Below are 17,926 nucleotides of genomic sequence, written 5' to 3' on the forward strand. Positions count from 1 at the left end.
ATTCTGCCGAGTCCTTCCCGCAGCGCCGGGTCGCCAGCTTATTTCAAAAGCGCCTTCCACGGCTTGAGAGCCTGCACAGTATGGGCCTGGGCCGCCAAGGCATCCAGTGCGTCGGCGGCGTCGGCGTGGGCCAGCAGCGCTTGCAGCTTGGCCAGTTCGCCGTACAGGCGATCGACTTCCGCCAGCTCCAGGACGCCACGCGCCAGGCGCAGCCAGACCAGCATGCGCTGCAGGCGCGGCAGTTGGTCGGCGAGTACTTCCGGCTGCTGCTGGGCACGCGCCAGCGGTAGGCCCTCGGCTTCCTCGGCGAGCAGGCGCGGCAACCACTTGCCCAGCGCCGCGGCGCCCTGGCGGTTGCCGCGCTCGTTGCGGCCTTCGCACCAGGCCTTGCTCGACAGCCAGCGCGAGGCGTTCAGCGAGAACAGGCCCCAGCGGGTGTTTTCCAGTTCGGCGCGGAAGGCTTCCGGCGCTTGCTGACGCGCGGCTTCGTCGTGCTCGCCCTGTTCCAGGCGCGGGCGCCAATCGGCGATCAGCGCATCCAGGGCATCACGCAGTTCGCGGGTGCTCGCGCGTGGCACGGCCAGGCCGAGGCTGCCGAGCAGCGCGCGCAGGTCGACCAGTTGTTGCAGCCAGTCTTGCAGCAGGCGCCAGTGGCCGTTGAAACGGTATTGCTCGGCGAGGCGCTGGCTGCTGCCCAGCAGCGCCCAGGCGAGGGCGGCGAAGGCGCCGTCCAGCGGGGTTTCCGCGAGGAGTTTCTGGGCGTCCGGCTGGATGTCGTAGCTGGCCGGGTCGAACAGCCGGTAGCCGCGCTCGGCCTTGCTGATGTCGCAGGGCGTCAGCGGCAGGTCGGCGGCCAGCTCGGCGGCCAGCTCCAGCAAGGCCGCCGGTTCGCCCTGGCGCAGTTCCAGTTCCAGTTCGCAGATGTCCTCTTCGCGCTCGCCGGCCAGCACCTTGCCCAGGTCGAGGGCGGCTTCCACCACCACCTTGGCCTTGCCGCGTCCCCAGGCGATCTCGGCGCGCTCGCGGACGAAGTCGGTGCTGAAGATCGGCTTGAGCTGCTGCTTGTCGAGGTCGGCCAGGGCCACCGGCCAGCAGTTGTCGTCGAGCTTCTGCAGGTCCAGCTCGGGCTTGTCCAGGTACCAGTCCCACTCGTTGCGTTCGGACAGACCGGCGACGCTGTGGCCGCGGCTCTTCAGGGTCTGGATGTACTGCTCGCCGTCGCGGCGCAGGCGCAGCGCGACCTTGGCCCGGGACAGGTCGCGCTCGGGGGTGTCGTAGTACTGGTTGAACAGTTCGCTCTGCTGCCAGCCGGATTTGTTGCGTTTCTTCAGCAGCGGATGGTCGCGCAGGGCGGCGAGGGTCTCGCGGCTGACGCGCAGTTTGATTTCGGTTTCTTTCTGCATGACGGGGTCCGGGCGGCGGGCGCGTGGCGCCCTGGAAGGAATAGCGTAGACGGGAGCGTCGATGGGGATGCCGGCGCGGCCCGGCGAGGGGCGCGCCTGTCCGCCAGAGGGCGATAGTGTACAGGACTCCGCCTGCCGCATCGCCGCCGCGCGGCTGTCGCGTTCGCGCCGCAGGCGGTTTGCCTGGCGCCCGTCATGGTCCATGATGGGCGCAATGCAATCCGGAGAATCCCATGCCCTTGCCGAGCCTGAAAGACCGTTTCGCCTCGCTGCTCGCCAGCCCCTCGGTGAGTTGCACCCAGGCCAGCCTCGATCAGTCCAACCGAGCGCTGGTGGCGTTGCTGGCGAACTGGCTCGGCGACCTCGGGTTTGCCTGTGAACTGCAGGAAGTGACGCCGGGCAAGTTCAACCTGCTCGCCGTGCTCGGCAGTGGACCAGGCGGCCTGGTGCTGGCCGGACACACCGACACCGTGCCCTACGACGATTCGCTGTGGAGCAGCGACCCGCTGCGCCTGGATGAGCGCGACGGCCGCTGGTATGGCCTGGGCAGTTGCGACATGAAGGGCTTCTTCGCCCTGGCCATCGAGGCCTTGCTGCCCTTGCTCGACCGGCCGCTGCGCCAGCCGCTGATCATCCTCGCCACCTGCGACGAGGAAAGCTCCATGGCCGGCGCCCGCGCCCTGGCCGCCGCCGGTCGGCCGCTGGGCCGCGCGGCGGTGATCGGCGAGCCGACCAACCTGCGGCCGATCCGCCTGCACAAGGGCGTGATGATGGAGCGCATCGACATCCTCGGGCAGAGCGGCCACTCCTCCGACCCGCGCCTGGGCCACAGCGCCATGGAGGCGATGCACGCGGCCATCGGCGAGCTGCTCGCGCTGCGCGCGCAGTGGCAGACGCAATACAACAACCCGCAGTTCGGCGTGCCGCAGCCGACCCTCAATCTCGGCTGCATCCATGGCGGCGACAACCCCAACCGCATCTGTGGCCAGTGCGCCCTGGAGTTCGATCTGCGGCCGCTGCCGGGGATGCAGCCGGAAGCGCTGCGCCAGGCCATCCGCGAGCGCCTGCAACCGCTCGCCGAGCGCTTCAGCGTGCGCCTCGACTACCGGCCGCTGTTCCCCGCGGTGCCGCCCTTCGAGCAGGCTGCCGATGCCGAGCTGGTGCAAGTGGCCGAACGTCTGAGCGGACATTCGGCGGAAGCGGTAGCCTTTGGCACCGAAGCGCCGTATCTTCAGCAGCTCGGCTGCGAAACCCTGGTCCTCGGCCCCGGCGATATCGCCTGTGCCCACCAGCCGGACGAGCATCTGGCGCTCGACCGCATCGTGCCGACCGTGAATCTGCTGCGTGGCCTGATCCAGCACTACTGCCTGTAACCCCTTCGAGGAGAAAACCGTCCGATGTGCATGCGACGACGATAACCGCCGCTCCGGCCCTGCGCCGGCATCCGCACTCGACGCTTTTCCGCCGCTCATCGACCACAGGCTTTCTGGACAATGCACGACTACGTCACCTGGTTACGTCACGCTTCCCCCTACATCAACGCCCACCGGGACTGCACCTTCGTGGTGATGCTCCCCGGCGAAGGCGTGGAAGACCCGAATTTCGGCAACATCGTCCATGACCTGGTGCTGCTGCACAGCCTCGGCGTGCGTTTGGTGCTGGTGCATGGCTCGCGCCCGCAGATCGAAGCGCGCCTGGCTTCCCGCGGGCTGGCGCCGCGCTTCCATCGGGGCCTGCGGGTCACCGACGCGCCGACCCTGGAGTGCGTGATCGACGCCGTGGGCAACCTGCGCATCGCCATCGAAGCGCGCCTGTCCATGGACATGGCCGCCTCGCCCATGCAGGGCGCGCGCCTGCGCGTGGCCTCGGGCAACCTGGTCACCGCGCGGCCGATCGGCGTGGTCGAGGGCATCGACTATCACCACACCGGCGAAGTGCGGCGGATCGACTGCAAGGGCATCAACCGGCTGCTCGGCGAGCGCTCCATCGTCTTGCTGTCGCCGCTCGGCTATTCGCCCACCGGGGAAATCTTCAACCTCGCCTGCGAAGACGTGGCCATGCGCGCGGCCATCGAGCTGGGCGCGGACAAGCTGATCCTCTTCGGCGCCGAGCAGGGCCTGCTCGATGACAACGGCAAGCTGGTCCGCGAGCTGCGCCCGCAGCAAGTGCCGGCGCACCTGCAACGCCTGGGCAGCAGTTACCAGGCGGAGCTGCTCGACGCCGCCGCCCAGGCCTGCCGCGCCGGGGTGCGGCGCAGCCATATCGTCAGTTTCACCGAAGACGGCGCGCTGCTCAGCGAGCTGTTCACCCGCGCCGGCAACGGCACCCTGGTGGCCCAGGAGCAGTTCGAGCAACTGCGCGAGGCGAACATCGAAGACGTCGGCGGCCTGCTGGAGTTGATTCGCCCGCTGGAAGAACAAGGCATCCTGGTGCGCCGTTCCCGCGAGGTGCTGGAGCGCGAGATCGAGCAGTTCAGCATCGTCGAGCGCGAAGGGCTGATCATCGCCTGCGCGGCGCTCTATCCGATCGCCGATTCCGACGCCGCCGAACTGGCCTGCCTGGCGGTGAACCCGGAGTACCGCCACGGCGGTCGCGGCGACGAGTTGCTCGAACGCATCGAGGAACGCGCCCGCGCCCTCGGCGTGAAGACCCTCTACGTGCTCACCACGCGCACCGCGCACTGGTTCCGCGAGCGCGGCTTCCAGCCCAGCAGCGTCGATCGCCTGCCGGCGGCGCGCGCCTCGCTGTACAACTACCAGCGCAATTCGCAGGTCTTCGAAAAGGCCCTCTGAGGTTCGCCCTGCAACCCTCCGCGCCCTCGTAGGATGGCGTGGAGCGCAGCGATAGCCATCGATGCTTCCGCCGCGTTCCTGCCATCCTGCAAACCGGCCGATCGCTTGCTCGGCAGGGCACGCCGGCGATGCGCGGGAGCGGAGGGCGGACAACCCGTTCGCGGTTATCCGCCGCCCGGCCTCACACCCCGATCAGACCCAGGATGCTCGCCTGGTAGGCCGCGACGAAGGTATCGAAGTCGCCTTCCGGCTGCCGCTCCAGCTCCTCCTGTTCGGCCAGCGAGGTGCTGGCCAACCGTTCGAAGCGTGCCTGTTCGGCCGGCTCCAGCGGCTCCGAGCGCAGGTACTCGGCATGCTGGCGGCTCTGGCGCAGGGCGAAGGCGGCGAAGCTCTCGCCCCTGACGCGCATGTCCGCCAGTACGCGCGCGGAGGGCGTGCACTCGGGGTCGGCGACCTTCTCGCGCTGCTGCGCCAGGCTCTGCATATGGACCGTGTCGCCGTGGGCGCGGTCGAGCAGCTCGGCGATGGGCGCGATGCGCGCCAGTAGCTCATTGGCCCAGTCCTGCAGCGCGACGGTCTGGCCGCCGCGTTGCAGGTGCAGGCCGGGGCGCCGGCCTTCCTTGACCACCTTGAGGAAGTTGGCGGTGGCGCCGCCGCATTCGCCGTCGGCCAGCAGCGGGCTGTCGGCCAGCGCGCAGTAGAGCAGGAAGGCGTCGAGGAAGCGGCCTTCGGTGGCATCGATGCCCAGGGGCAGGAAGGGGTTGATGTCCAGGCAGCGTGCTTCGACGTACTGCACGCCGCGCGCCATCAGCGCCTGGATCGGCCGCTCGCCGGTGTAGGTGACGCGCTTGGGACGGATGCTCGAGTAGTACTCGTTCTCGATCTGCAGCACGTTGGTGTTCAGTTGCACCCATTCGCCGTTCTGCTGGGTGCCGATCTTCTCGTAGGGCGGGTAGGGCGTGCCGACCGCGCGGCGCAGACTCTCGATGTAGCTGTCGAGGTCGTTGTAGCAGGGCGTCAGGCCGGCCTGGGCGTTGTTCTGGTAACCCAGGTCGCTCATCCGCAGGCTGGTGGCGTAGGGCAGGTACAGGGTGTGTTCGTCGAACTGCTGCAGTTGGTGCGGGCGACCGCGCAGGAAACCAACGTCGAGGGCCGGCGAGGCGCCGAACAGGTACATCAGCAGCCAGCTGTAGCGACGGAAGTTGCGGATCAGCGCGATGTAATGGGCGGACTGGAAGTCGCGCGGGTCCTGCCCGCCATCCTCTTCGCGCTGCAGCAGTTGCCAGAGCGCCTCGGGCAGCGAGAAGTTGTAGTGGATGCCGGCGATGCACTGCATGGTCCGCCCGTAGCGCAGGGCCAGGCCCTTGCGGTAGACGTACTTGAGGCGGCCGATGTTCGAGCTGCCGTAGCGGGCGATGGGGATCTGCTCTTCTTCCGGCAGTTCGCAGGGCATGGACGGACTCCACAGGAGTTCGCTGCCGAGCTGCTGGCTGGCGAAACGGTGGATCTCGTCGAGCGACGCCAGGGTCTCTTCGACGCTGGTGGTGGCCGGCGTGATGAACTCCAGCAGCGACTCGGAATAGTCGGTGGTGATCAGCGGGTGGGTCAGCGCCGAACCCAGAGCGCGCGGGTGCGGAGTCAGGGCCAGGTGGCCGGTGCGGTCCACGCGCAGGCATTCGCGTTCGATGCCGTGCAGACACTGGGTGAGCAGGGGCAGGTTGGCAGCGTCACCGAGCAGAGCCAGGCGGCGGGAGAGTAGGTCGCTCAAGTTTGATGTCCTTCACGCGGCGGTCGCCCCACTATGGGGGTGGACCAGGCGGTCTACAAGGGGGAGGGCGGCCGGCGTTGTCGCCTGGCGCTGCGACGACTCACCGGAGTCCGCGCGGCGCGCGGACTGCCGATGGTCAGCATAGAACAGGAAGAAGGGCTCGGCTTATAGCTGGGCGAAGGTGCCTTGTCCCTTGGCGACCAGCTTGTCGCCCTGGAGGATTTCCGCTTCCACCACCAGCGAGCGGCGCCCGGCGTGCAGGACCCTGGCCACGCAGCGCACTTCGCCCTCGGCGACGGCGCGGATGTAGTTGATCTTGCACTCCAGGGTGACGCTCTGGCGGTCGAAGCCGTGGGCGCTGGAACAGGCCAGGCCCATGGCCACATCCATCAGCGAGAACAGCGCCCCGCCGTGCATGACGTTACCGCGGTTGCGCAGGTGCTCGGCCATCTTCAGGCTCACCTCCGCCTCGCCGTCGCCCAGGCGCACCGGTTCGAGGCCGAGGTTGTCGCTGAAGGCGCTGATCATGCGTTCCCGGCTGGGCATTTCGCTCATGGCGGTTTCCTTACTTCTTCTTCAATTGTTTGGCGTTGGCGAACAGCGACGCCATGGCGTTGTTGCTCGGCGCCTTGTTCTCCTGCCGCGGGGCGCCACGCTCCTGGCGTTGCTGGCCAGCGGCGGGACGGCCGCCGCGCGGGCCTTCGACTTTCTCGCCAGGGGTGTCGCCCATGCGCATGGACAGGCCGACGCGGTTACGCGGGATATCCACTTCCATGACCTTGACCTTGACGATGTCGCCGGCCTTGACCACCTCGTAAGGATCCTTGACGAACTTCTCCGACAGCGCCGAGATGTGCACCAGGCCATCCTGGTGCACGCCGATGTCGACGAAGGCGCCGAAGTTGGTGACGTTGGTCACCACGCCCTCCAGCACCATGCCCGGCTTGAGGTCCTTGAGGCTCTCGATACCGTCCTGGAACTCGGCGGTCTTGAACTCCGGGCGCGGGTCGCGGCCGGGCTTGTCGAGTTCCTTGAGAATGTCGGTGACGGTCGGCAGACCGAAGTGCTCGTCGGTGAACTTCTTCGGGTCGAGGCGCTTGAGGAAGCCCGAGTCGCCGATCAGCGAGCGGATGTCACGGCCGGTATCGGCGGCAATGCGCTGCACCAGCGGGTAGGTTTCCGGGTGCACCGCCGAGGCGTCCAGCGGGTTATCGCCGTTCATCACGCGGAGGAAGCCGGCGGCCTGCTCGAAGGTCTTCTCGCCGAGGCGGCTGACCTTCTTCAGTTCGTCGCGGGTCTTGAACGCGCCATTGGCGTCACGGTGCGCCACGATGTTCTGCGCCAGGGTGCTGTTGAGGCCGGAGATGCGCGCCAGCAGCGCCGCCGAGGCGGTGTTGACGTCGACGCCGACGGCGTTCACGCAGTCTTCCACCACCGCATCCAGGCTGCGCGCCAGTTGCAGCTGCGACACGTCGTGCTGGTACTGGCCGACGCCGATCGACTTGGGTTCGATCTTCACCAGCTCGGCCAGCGGGTCCTGCAGGCGGCGGGCGATGGACACGGCGCCGCGCAGCGAGACGTCGAGGTCCGGGAATTCCTTGGCGGCCAGTTCCGAGGCCGAGTACACCGAAGCGCCGGCTTCGCTGACCATGACCTTGGTGACCTTCAGCGCCGGATATTTCTTGATCAGCTCGCCGGCCAGCTTGTCGGTCTCGCGGCTGGCGGTGCCGTTGCCGATGGCGATCAGCTCGACCTGGTGCTTGGCGCAGAGCGCGGCGAGCACGGCGATGGTCTGGTCCCACTGGTTCTTCGGTGCGTGCGGGTAGACGGTGGCGGTTTCCAGCAGCTTGCCGGTGGCGTCGACCACCGCAACCTTCACGCCGGTGCGCAGGCCCGGGTCGAGGCCCAGGGTGGCGCGCGGGCCGGCCGGGGCGGCCAGCAGCAGGTCGTGCAGGTTGCGGGCGAAGACGTTGATCGCCTCCAGGTCGGCGCCTTCGCGCAGTTCGCCGAGCAGGTCGGTTTCCAGGTGGGTGTAGAGCTTGACCTTCCAGGTCCAGCGCACCACCTCGGCCAGCCACTTGTCGGCGGCGCGGCCCTGGTTGGCGATGCCGAAGCGCTCGCCGATCATGATTTCGCAAGGATGGGCGGTGCCCGGCAGCTCTTCGCCGACCTTCAGGGCAACGCTGAGCACGCCTTCGTTGCGTCCGCGGAAGATCGCCAGGGCGCGGTGCGAGGGCGCGCTCTTCAGCGGCTCGTCATGCTCGAAGTAGTCGCTGAACTTGGCGCCTTCCTGCTCCTTGCCGGGCACCAGGCGCGCGGTCAGGGTGGCGTTGTCCTTGAGGAACACGCGCAGGCGGTCGAGCAGGGTGGCGTCTTCGGCGAAACGCTCCATGAGGATGTACTTGGCGCCTTCGAGCACGGCCTTGATGTCGGCGAAGCCTTTCTCGGCGTCGATGAAGCGTGCGGCTTCGCTGTCCGGGCTCAGGGTCGGGTCGTTGAACAGGGCGTCGGCCAGCTCGCCGAGGCCGGCTTCCAGGGCGATCTGGCCCTTGGTGCGGCGCTTCTGCTTGTACGGCAGGTAAAGGTCTTCGAGGCGGGTCTTGGTGTCGGCCAGCTTGATCTCGCGGGCCAGTTCCGGGGTCAGCTTGCCCTGTTCCTCGATGCTGGCGAGGATCGCCGTGCGGCGTTCGTCCAGCTCGCGCAGGTAGCGCAGGCGCTCTTCCAGCATGCGCAGTTGGGTATCGTCGAGGCTGCCGGTGACCTCTTTACGGTAACGAGCGATGAAGGGGACGGTGGCGCCCTCGTCGAGCAGGGCGACGGCAGCGGCGACTTGCTGCGGTTGAACGCGGCCGGAGGGCAGTGCGGAAAGCTCTTCGGCGATACGGGTGTTGATGCTGTCCATGAATCCACCTGGGAAAACCAACGAAAATACGGGGTGTGCTCGGATGGCCGGCCGATCTGTCGCGCCGGCTGACAGGCCTCTCTGACAACGCCCCGCCGCAAAAGCGCCGCATTATACCCACGGCAAATTGACCGGGTGGGCGGCTGGTCGGGGAAAAATCTGCTAACAATGGACCGTCCGAGGCCAACCGAGGCTGGGCGATAATGCCCGCCTGATCAGATCCTGGAGCTACCATGAGCAACCCCGCCACCCTGCCTGAAGGTGAAAAGATCCTCATCGTCGACGACGACGCCCGCCTGCGCCGTCTGCTGGAGCGTTTCCTCGACGAGCAGGGCTACCGCGTGCGCGCGGTGGAAAACACCGAGCAGATGGACCGTCTGCTGGCTCGCGAACTGTTCCAACTGGTGGTGCTCGATCTGATGATGCCCGGCGAGGATGGGCTGTCCGCGTGCAAGCGCCTGCGCGAAGCGAACAATCAGATTCCGATCATCATGCTCACCGCCAAGGGCGACGAGTCCAGCCGTATCCAGGGCCTGGAACTGGGCGCCGACGACTACCTGGCCAAGCCCTTCAACCCGCGCGAACTGCTGGCGCGGATCAAGGCCGTGCTGCGCCGCCAGGCGCCGCTGGTGCCGGGTGCGCCGGCCGGCGAGGACGAGGTGGTGAGCTTCGGCGACTACGAGCTGTTCCTGGCCACCCGCGAGCTGAAGAAGGCTGGCGAAGTGCACATGCTCACCACCGGCGAATTCGCCGTGCTCAAGGCGCTGGTGCAGCACGCCCGCGAGCCGCTGACCCGCGACAAGCTGATGAACCTGGCGCGCGGCCGCGAATGGGATGCCCTGGAACGCTCCATCGACGTGCAGATTTCGCGCCTGCGCCGGCTGATCGAGCCCGATCCGTCGAAGCCGCGCTATATCCAGACGGTCTGGGGCGTGGGGTATGTGTTCGTGCCGGACGGCAACGCGCGCAAGTGAGCCCGCGCCGGGATCGCCCCGCAGCCTGTCGCCGCCGCCTGTCGTGACAGTTGCCCTGTCCACGCGGCGGCCTGGCGTTCTGGACGATCCCCAAGCGTCCGCCATCCCGTGCACGAAACGTCCGGAAATCCCGTTGTGAAAACCCCGCTCTGGTTCCCACAAAGCTTCTTCACCCGCACCCTCTGGCTGGTGCTCATCGTCGTGCTCTTTTCCAAGGCGCTGACGCTGGTCTACCTGCTGATGAACGAGGACATGCTGGTCGATCGCCAGTACAGCCATGGCGCGGCGTTGACCGTGCGAGCCTACTGGGCCGCCGACGAGCGCTCGCGCGAGGCCATCGCCAAGTCCGCCGGCTTGGCCTGGGTGTCCCAGGAGAACGAGCAGCCGGAAGAGCAGCACTGGCCTTACAGCGGCATCTTCCAGCGGCAGATGCGCACCGAACTGGGGCCGGACACCGAAACCCGCCTGCGTATCCATCATCCGTCGATGCTCTGGGTGCATGTCCCCAGCCTCGGCGAGGGCTGGCTCGGCGTTCCGCTGTATCCGCACCCGCTGCGCGGCCAGCAGATCTGGAGCGTGCTTGGCTGGTTCCTCGGCATCGGCCTGCTGTCCACGGCGGCGGCGTGGATCTTCGTGCGCCTGCTCGGCCAGCCGCTGAAACGCCTGGTGGTGGCCTCCCGCGAGTTCGGCAAGGGGCGCAGCGTGCGGCTGCCGCTGGGGCAGGACACGCCCAGCGAGATGGCCGAGGTGTATCGCGCCTTCAACCAGATGGCCGACGACGTCGAACAGGCCGCGCGCGAGCGCGAGCTGATGCTCGCCGGGGTGTCCCACGATCTGCGCACGCCGCTGACCCGCTTGCGCCTGTCGCTGGAGCTGATGCCGGCGAGCGAGCGGGAGATGGTCGAGGACATGGTCCGCGATGTCGAGGACATGGACGCCATCCTCGACCAGTTCCTCGCCTTCATCCGCGATGGCCGCGACGAGCCGGTGGAGGAGGGTGACCTCAACGAACTGGTGCGCGAGGTGGTGGCGCCCTACAACCAGGGCGAAGAGCGCGTGCGCCTGTGCCTGGCGCCCTTGCCGCCCTTCCCGCTGCGCCGGGTGTCGATGAAGCGGCTGCTCGGCAACCTGATCGGCAATGCGCTGAATCATGGTGGCAGCGGCGTCGAAGTGGCCAGCTACGTGGCCGATGGCGGCGGCGCGCCCTACATCGTGATGAGCGTGCTCGACCGTGGCGCCGGCATCGACCCGCAGGAGCTGGACAGTATTTTCAACCCCTTCATTCGCGGCGATAAGGCGCGCGGCGGCAAGGGCACCGGCCTGGGGCTGGCCATCGTCAAGCGCATTGCCGCGCAGCATGGCGGCAGCGTCGAACTGCGTAACCGCGAAGGCGGTGGCGTCGAGGCTCGGGTCTGCCTGCCGCTCGGCCTGTTGTTACCGCGCGGGGCATCCTGAGCGCCTCGGGCGGCCGTCACCAGCTCAAGCCATGGCCATCCAGGCGCGCCAGGCGGCCATAGGGCCAGGCGCGATTGTGCGCGCCGTGTCCGCTGGGTAGCTGGTGGTAAAGCGGTACGCCGAGCGGCTGCAGGTACTCCGCGAAAATCTCTTCCAGGCTGTGGGCGACGTTTTTCCGCGGGCAGTCGGTGAAGGTGCCCAGGCACACCGCGCCAAGCCGTGCCGCATCGATGCTCTGCAGCAATTGCCAGAGGCTGCGCTCCAGGCGGTAGTAGGGCTCGCCGACATCTTCCAGAACCAGGATCGCGCCCGCTGGCGCGTGGAGCGCCGCGGCAGTGCCGGCGGTGCTCGCCAGGGCGGTGAGGTTGCCGCCGATCAGTTGTCCTTCCACGGCGCCCTTGGGGCCGCTCAGGTGACTGGCGGGCAGGCGCTGCTCCTGGCCGGCCAGCAGGCGGCTGACCGAAGCCAGCGAGGCCAGGCGTTCGCGCTGTTCGCTGGGCGCGCTCAGGGGCTGCAGGCCAAGGGCGCTGGCGACGGGGCCGTGGATCGCCGGCAAGCCCTGGCGGTGGAAGGCGCTGAGCAGGATGGAAATATCCGAGAAGCCGATCAGCGGGCGCGGCGTGGCGGCTTTCAGGCGCGCCCAGTCCAGTTTCGGCACCAGTTGCGCGCAGCCATAGCCGCCGCGCAGGCACCAGACCGCGCTCACGCCGTCCAGCTCGAAGGCCTGGTGGAAGTCCTCCAGGCGTTGCTCCAGCGTGCCGGCCAGGTAGCGGTAACGACCATCGGCATGGGCGCCCAGGTGATAGTCGATAGCGAAGACTTCGAGTTGCCGCAGGGTCGCTTCGAGGACTTCCTCGGCGACCGCGGAGGCGGGCGAGACCAGGGCGACGCGGCCTTCGATGGGGGACCAGGTCAGTTCGGCGGGGCGGGGGGATTTGGGCATGGCTCTGTTCGGCGGAGTGAAGAGGCGCGGTTGCGCGAATGGGCATCCCTTGCGGGACTTCGTGCGCCGTCGGCGCCCCGGCTCAGCCCTTGCCCTGGGTGCGGACCAGGTGGGGGCCGTTGTTCTTTTCCAGGTATTCGATGATCACCCCGGCGATGTCCTTGCCGGTGGTGGTCTCGATGCCTTCCAGGCCTGGCGAGGAGTTCACCTCCATCACCAGCGGGCCGTGGTTGGAACGCAGGATGTCCACCCCGGCGACCTTCAGGCCCATGATCCGGGCGGCGCGGATGGCGGTCATGCGCTCTTCCGGGGTGATCTTGATCAGGCTGGCGTTGCCGCCGCGATGCAGGTTGGAGCGAAACTCTCCCGGCGCGGCCTGGCGTTTCATCGCGGCGATGACCTTGTCGCCGACCACGAAACAGCGGATGTCGGCGCCGCCGGCTTCCTTGATGTACTCCTGCACCATGATGTTGTGCTTGAGTCCCATGAAGGCTTCCAGTACCGACTCGGCGGCTTTCTGCGTCTCCGCCAGCACGACCCCGACACCCTGGGTGCCCTCCAGCAACTTGATCACCAGCGGCGCGCCACCGACCATCTGGATCAGGTCGGGCACATCGTCCGGGGAGTGCGCGAAACCGGTGATCGGCAGGCCGATGCCCTTGCGCGAGAGCAGTTGCAGCGAGCGCAGTTTGTCCCGTGAGCGGGCGATGGCCACCGACTCGTTGAGCGGGAACACGCCCATCATCTCGAACTGGCGCAGCACCGCGCAGCCATAGAAGGTCACCGAGGCGCCGATGCGCGGAATCACCGCGTCGAAGCCTTCCAGCGGTTGGCCGCGGTAGTGGATCTGCGGCTTGTGGCTGGCGATGTTCATGTAGGCGCGCAGGGTGTCGATCACCACCATCTCATGCCCGCGTTGTTGTCCGGCCTCCACCAGCCGACGGGTGGAATACAGACGCGGATTGCGCGACAGCACGGCAATTTTCATTGAGCACCTGAGAGCGGGGCGGTAACCATGATGAGGGGTTTGTCCTGGACATAGGCTTGCGCCGGGTTGACCACCAGTTGGCCCTGGATCAACGCCTTGGAGCCGAGCAGGACGCGATAGCGCATGGTCTTGCGGCAGGCCAGGGTGAACTCCACCGGCCAGGCACGGTCGCCGAGGGCCAGGGTGGTGCGGATCACATAGCGGGTCTGGCTCTGGCCGTTGGAGCTTTTGATGGTCTTCATCGTCACCAGCGGCGCTTCGCAGCGGTGGCGGCGCTGTACCTGGGTGCCGAGGTGGGCGGTGAAGCGCACCCAGTCGCGGCCGTCGCGATGGAAGGTGACGATATCGCTGGCATGCAGGCTGGAAGTGCTGGCGCCGGTGTCGATTTTCGCGCGCAGGCCGACCATGCCCAGTTCGGGAAGGGCAATCCACTCGCGCAGGCCGATCACGGAGAGGTGGTCGAAGGTTTTCAAGGCTGGCTTCCCAGGAGTTTGCCGCATTCTAGCAGGGCCGTTGGCGCCCGCCAGGGGCCTGCCGGGAACGTCGTGCCGAGGGTAGACTGCCAAGGTTGCAGAGGTAGGAAGACAGGCCGTGAGCGAGAAAGACGACGACAAGGTACGCCTGGACAAGTGGCTGTGGGCGGCGCGTTTCTATAAGACCCGCGCGCTGGCCAAGGAAGCCATCGAGGGCGGCAAGGTGCATTGCCGGGGCGAGCGCTGCAAGCCGGGCAAGGAGCCGAAGATCGGCGAGGAATACGTGCTGCGCACCGGTTTCGACGAGCGCACCGTGGTGGTCAAGGCGCTGTCCGTGGTGCGTCGTGGCGCGCCCGAGGCGCAGCAGCTCTATGAGGAAACCGCCGACAGCCTGAAGCGTCGCGAAGAAGCCGCCGCGCTGCGCAAGGCTGGCGCCCTCGGCCTGCAGACCGATGGTCGGCCGAGCAAGAAACAGCGTCGCCAGTTGCAGCACTTCCGCGACTGGGAGTGAGGCGCTGGGACGCCTCCCGCGTCGACCAGGAGCGGCTCGCCCTGCGAGCGCGCTCCTCCAGCCCATGGCGAATCAGGCGGCGATCACGCTCAGCTTGTTCAGCAGCGGGATTTTCACCAGCAGACGGAACAGCGGATCGCTGAGGCGCACCAGGGCGTTGCTGGCCCAGGCGGCGAACGGCGTGAAGCAGCTCCAGGCCAGCGCCAGCAGGGCCATCTGTACGCCACCTATATAGTCGTCCTGCCCCCAATGGGCGCCGGCGACCAGACGCGGCAGCATGAACAGCAGGGCCAGGCCCCAGATCACCAGCCATTGCAGGGCGTTGCGGGCGAACAGGGTGAGGAAGAGCGCCCAGATCAGCAGCACCGAGGCATGGTCGCCGGGGAAGCTGCGCGCGGACTGGTCCTTGATCTCGAACAGACTGTTGTCCCAGCTCGGGAAGTAGCTGGCCAGGTGTACGGCTCCCTGGGCGACGGTCGAGATGCTGTCGTGCTGCCAGTCCAGGTGTCGGGCCAGCTTGGCGTAGAGCACGCGGACCACCACCAGCAGGATCAGCGTGGCGATGAAGCCGAAGGTCGCGGCGCGCGCCTGGGCGGCCTTGAACACCCAGTCGCCGCGAATCAGCAGGCAGAGCAGGATCACCCCGACCAGGGCGTCGAACGGCCGGGTGCTGGCCACGGCCCAGATGCCACGCCAGGTCTCGTTGCTCGCCAGTGGCGCGTTCAGGGCCTGGAACAGGCTGAAGTCGAAGAGATCCATCGCCGCGCGGCTGGGAGCCCAAAGCCAGAGCAGCAGCAGGGCCAGGGCCAGTAGATGACAGGCGATGAATGGTCGCCAGGACCAGGTGGCTTGGAACGGAGAGCCTTTCTCCATAAAATCGATACCCCTTTTCATGCAGCCCCAGGTGCGGGCTGGTGTTGCAAAGCGCGCTTTATAGGCCTTTGCCATCGGCTTGTCATTCCCTTCTGCTATCGCCAGCGTTGTGCCCAGCATGTCCCAGATCGATCAAAGTCAGCGTTTCCTTTTCGACAACACCGATGTTCGCGGTGAGATGGTGGCGCTCGAACGCAGCTTCGCCGAGGTACTGGCCAAGCATCCCTATCCGCAGCCGGTCGCCCAATTGCTTGGCGAGATGCTCGCCGCCGCGGCGCTGCTCTGCGGCACCTTGAAGTTCGAGGGTCTGCTGGTGCTGCAGGCGCGCTCCAGCGGCGCCGTGCCGCTGTTGATGGTCGAGTGCTCCAGTGAGCGTGAAGTGCGCGGCCTGGCGCGTTACGACGGCGAGCGGATCGGTGAAGACGCCGGCCTGCGCGAACTGATGCCCGATGGCGTGCTGACCCTGACGGTGGACCCGAAGAACGGCCAGCGTTACCAGGGCATCGTGCCGCTGGAGGGGGTGAACCTCGCGGAATGCCTGTCCGGCTACTTCGCCACTTCCGAGCAATTGCCTACGCGTTTCTGGCTCAATGCCGACAGCCGGCACGCCCGTGGCCTACTGTTGCAGCAGCTGCCGGCCGACCGTCTGAAAGACACCGAAGCCCGCGAAGCCAGTTGGCAGCATGTCACCACCCTGGCCGATACCCTGACCGCCGAAGAACTGCTCGGCCTGGATAACCAGACCCTGCTGCACCGCCTCTATCACGAAGAGGACCTGCGCCTGTTCGAGCCGCAGCCGCTGGTGTTCCGTTGCAGTTGCTCGCGCGAGCGCTCGGCCAATGCCCTGGTCAGCCTGGGCCACGAGGATGCCGAACGCCTGCTCGGCGAGCTGGGTGGCGAGATCACCGTCGACTGCCAGTTCTGCAACCAGCGCTACCGTTTCGACGGCAGTGATATCGCCCAGTTGTTCGCTGGCGGCGGCAGCGCCGCGCCGTCAGAAACCCGCCATTGATCGCCGTTACAGGGGCGATAGCCGAACGCTTGGCGCTATCAGTGGATCAGAGGCTGCACCTGAACTGACCTTTTCTGGCATAATCCCGCGACTTTTTTCCGCGGTAGTGGGAATTAGAAGTCACTACGCAATGTTTGGAGGACTCGGCCTCTGGCCGACGGGGACCCACATGACGCAAGCCAATAAAGCCGTGTACACCGATATCAGCGTTGCCCAACTGGTCGAAGAAGCCATTCGCCGCGGCGAAGGCCGACTGGCCGACAACGGCTCGCTGGTGGTGGAAACCGGCCACCGCACCGGCCGCTCGCCTATCGATCGCTACATCGTCGAAGAGCCCGGCAGCAAGGACTCCATTGCCTGGGGCGCCATCAACCGCCCGTTCCCGGCCGACAAGTTCGATGCCCTCTGGGATCGCGTCATTGCCTTCAACAACGCCCAGGAACACTTCGTTTCCCACGTTCATGTAGGCTCCGCCGCCGATCACTACCTGCCGGTCAAGATGATCACCGCTACCGCCTGGCAGAACCTGTTCGGCCGCGCCCTGTTCATCAACCCGGAACAGTACAACCCGGCCGGCCGCGGCGAGTGGCAGGTCCTCAACGTCGCCAACTTCGAGTGCGTGCCCGAGCGTGACGGCACCAACTCCGATGGCTGCGTGATCCTCAATTTCGCCGAGAAGAAGGTGCTGATCGCCGGCATGCGCTACGCCGGTGAAATGAAGAAGGCCATGTTCTCCGTGCAGAACTACCTGCTGCCGGAAAAAGACGTGCTGCCGATGCACTGCGCCGCCAACATCGGCGAGCAGGGCGACGTGACCCTGTTCTTCGGCCTGTCCGGCACCGGCAAGACCACCCTGTCCGCCGACGAAAGCCGTTACCTGATCGGTGACGACGAACACGGCTGGGGCGAGGGCGTGGTGTTCAACATCGAAGGCGGTTGCTATGCCAAGTGCATCGACCTCTCCGAGAAGAACGAACCGGTGATCTGGAAAGCCATCAAGTTCGGCGCGGTGCTGGAAAACGTGGTGCTCGACGAAGCGCGCACCCCGGACTACGCCGATGACCGCCTGACCCAGAACTCCCGCGCTGCCTACCCGCTGGAGCACGTCGAGAAGCGTTCCGAGAAGAACCTCGGCGGCGAGCCCAACGCCGTGATCTTCCTGACCTGCGACCTGACCGGTGTGTTGCCGCCCGTGTCGATCCTGAACAACGAGCAGGCTGCCTACCACTTCCTGTCCGGCTACACCGCGCTGGTCGGCTCCACCGAAATGGGTTCCGGCGGCGGCATCAAGTCGACCTTCTCCACCTGCTTCGGCGCGCCCTTCTTCCCGCGTCCGGCCGGTGTCTACGCCGAGCTGCTGATCAAGCGCATCAAGGCCTTCGGTTCCAAGGTCTACCTGGTCAACACCGGCTGGACCGGCGGTGGCTACGGCGTCGGCAAGCGTTTCAACATCCCGACCACCCGTGGCGTGATCGCTGCCATCCAGAGTGGCGCGCTGGTCGGTGTCGAAACTGAGCACCTGCCGATCATCAACCTGGACGTGCCCAAGGCCGTTCCGGGCGTCGAGACCAACCTGCTCAACCCGCGCAACACCTGGGCTGACAAGGCTGCCTACGACGAAGCCGCCAAGGGCCTGGCCGCCAAGTTCATCGACAACTTCAAGAAGTTCGACGTGAGCGACGCCATCAAGAACGCCGGCCCGCAGCTCTAAGCGCGCGCGTTCCCGGAAAAAGCCGCCTTTTGGCGGCTTTTTCTTTTTTGGCTGTCTGATGCTCCTGGCTTGTGTGTGAAGGTCGGCGGAAAGCTAAGAGAAATTTCTCTCACATAGCTGG

At 66.9% G+C, this 17,926-nt stretch carries 15 protein-coding genes; 7 read left to right on the forward strand and 8 right to left on the reverse strand.

The features are described 5' to 3' along the window. Window positions 1-38: 38 nt before the first annotated feature. Window positions 39-1,403: a CYTH domain-containing protein gene (locus tag BLQ74_RS19110; protein ID WP_090265105.1), complete on the reverse strand. Its 1,365-nt coding sequence runs from the start codon at window positions 1,401-1,403 to the stop codon at window positions 39-41. Between the two features lie 233 nt (window positions 1,404-1,636). Here BLQ74_RS19110 and argE point away from each other — a divergent pair, with 233 nt between their 5' ends. Both argE and argA read left to right on the forward strand, forming a co-directional pair. After that, window positions 1,637-2,776 (forward strand): acetylornithine deacetylase, encoded by a 1,140-nt coding sequence (gene argE / locus BLQ74_RS19115; protein ID WP_090265108.1) that lies wholly within the window; start codon window positions 1,637-1,639, stop codon window positions 2,774-2,776. A 120-nt stretch (window positions 2,777-2,896) separates the two neighbouring features. Beyond that, the gene (gene argA, locus BLQ74_RS19120; protein ID WP_090265110.1) at window positions 2,897-4,195 is read left to right on the forward strand and encodes an amino-acid N-acetyltransferase; all 1,299 of its coding nucleotides are present in this window, start codon (window positions 2,897-2,899) and stop codon (window positions 4,193-4,195) included. Window positions 4,196-4,376: 181 nt separating this feature from the next. Here the strand turns inward: argA and gshA are convergent, their stop codons facing one another. The 3 genes from gshA to BLQ74_RS19135 form a co-directional block, all read right to left on the reverse strand. Further along, window positions 4,377-5,963, reverse strand: a complete 1,587-nt coding sequence (gene gshA, locus BLQ74_RS19125; RefSeq protein ID WP_090265112.1) for a glutamate--cysteine ligase — start codon at window positions 5,961-5,963, stop codon at window positions 4,377-4,379. Window positions 5,964-6,128: 165 nt separating this feature from the next. Further along, on the reverse strand, window positions 6,129-6,518 hold the full coding sequence (locus BLQ74_RS19130; protein ID WP_090265114.1) for a PaaI family thioesterase: 390 nt from the start codon (window positions 6,516-6,518) through the stop codon (window positions 6,129-6,131). 10 nt (window positions 6,519-6,528) lie between these two features. After that, complete coding sequence (locus BLQ74_RS19135; RefSeq protein ID WP_090265116.1) at window positions 6,529-8,865, reverse strand: Tex family protein; 2,337 nt, start codon at window positions 8,863-8,865, stop codon at window positions 6,529-6,531. A gap of 233 nt (window positions 8,866-9,098) precedes the next feature. On the opposite strand from BLQ74_RS19135, the gene ompR reads away from it, so the two are divergent. Together ompR and BLQ74_RS19145 are read left to right on the forward strand one after the other, a co-directional pair. Beyond that, window positions 9,099-9,839, forward strand: coding sequence for an osmolarity response regulator transcription factor OmpR (gene ompR / locus BLQ74_RS19140; protein ID WP_090265118.1), 741 nt, complete (start codon window positions 9,099-9,101; stop codon window positions 9,837-9,839). A 135-nt stretch (window positions 9,840-9,974) separates the two neighbouring features. Continuing rightward, window positions 9,975-11,294, forward strand: a complete 1,320-nt coding sequence (locus BLQ74_RS19145) for an ATP-binding protein (protein WP_090265120.1) — start codon at window positions 9,975-9,977, stop codon at window positions 11,292-11,294. Window positions 11,295-11,310: 16 nt separating this feature from the next. Here the strand turns inward: BLQ74_RS19145 and BLQ74_RS19150 are convergent, their stop codons facing one another. The 3 genes from BLQ74_RS19150 to rimB form a co-directional block, all read right to left on the reverse strand. After that, a complete protein-coding gene (locus BLQ74_RS19150; protein WP_090265122.1) occupies window positions 11,311-12,237 on the reverse strand; it encodes a S66 peptidase family protein in 927 nt (308 codons plus the stop codon). Window positions 12,238-12,319: 82 nt separating this feature from the next. Next, a complete protein-coding gene (gene rimK / locus BLQ74_RS19155; RefSeq protein ID WP_090265124.1) occupies window positions 12,320-13,225 on the reverse strand; it encodes a 30S ribosomal protein S6--L-glutamate ligase in 906 nt (301 codons plus the stop codon). Then, entirely contained in the window at window positions 13,222-13,698 is a 477-nt protein-coding gene (rimB, locus tag BLQ74_RS19160) for a retropepsin-like aspartic endopeptidase RimB (protein ID WP_090265126.1), read from the reverse strand. The genes rimK and rimB overlap by 4 nt, the downstream gene beginning before the upstream one ends. Window positions 13,699-13,816: 118 nt before the next feature. Between rimB and BLQ74_RS19165 the strand changes: the two genes are divergently transcribed. Beyond that, window positions 13,817-14,209, forward strand: coding sequence for an RNA-binding S4 domain-containing protein (locus BLQ74_RS19165; protein ID WP_090265128.1), 393 nt, complete (start codon window positions 13,817-13,819; stop codon window positions 14,207-14,209). Window positions 14,210-14,281: 72 nt separating this feature from the next. Here BLQ74_RS19165 and BLQ74_RS19170 read toward each other — a convergent pair whose 3' ends face one another. Further along, window positions 14,282-15,082, reverse strand: a complete 801-nt coding sequence (locus tag BLQ74_RS19170) for a phosphatase PAP2 family protein (RefSeq protein WP_090265130.1) — start codon at window positions 15,080-15,082, stop codon at window positions 14,282-14,284. 118 nt (window positions 15,083-15,200) lie between these two features. Here BLQ74_RS19170 and hslO point away from each other — a divergent pair, with 118 nt between their 5' ends. Together hslO and BLQ74_RS19180 are read left to right on the forward strand one after the other, a co-directional pair. Continuing rightward, complete coding sequence (hslO, locus tag BLQ74_RS19175; protein ID WP_090265131.1) at window positions 15,201-16,094, forward strand: Hsp33 family molecular chaperone HslO; 894 nt, start codon at window positions 15,201-15,203, stop codon at window positions 16,092-16,094. A gap of 169 nt (window positions 16,095-16,263) precedes the next feature. Then, window positions 16,264-17,805 carry a phosphoenolpyruvate carboxykinase gene (locus BLQ74_RS19180; RefSeq protein ID WP_090265133.1) on the forward strand — a complete coding sequence of 514 codons (1,542 nt, stop codon included), beginning with the start codon at window positions 16,264-16,266 and terminating at the stop codon, window positions 17,803-17,805. Window positions 17,806-17,926 lie beyond the last annotated feature (121 nt).

The organism is Pseudomonas panipatensis, assembly GCF_900099785.1.
Lineage (GTDB): Bacteria > Pseudomonadota > Gammaproteobacteria > Pseudomonadales > Pseudomonadaceae > Pseudomonas > Pseudomonas panipatensis.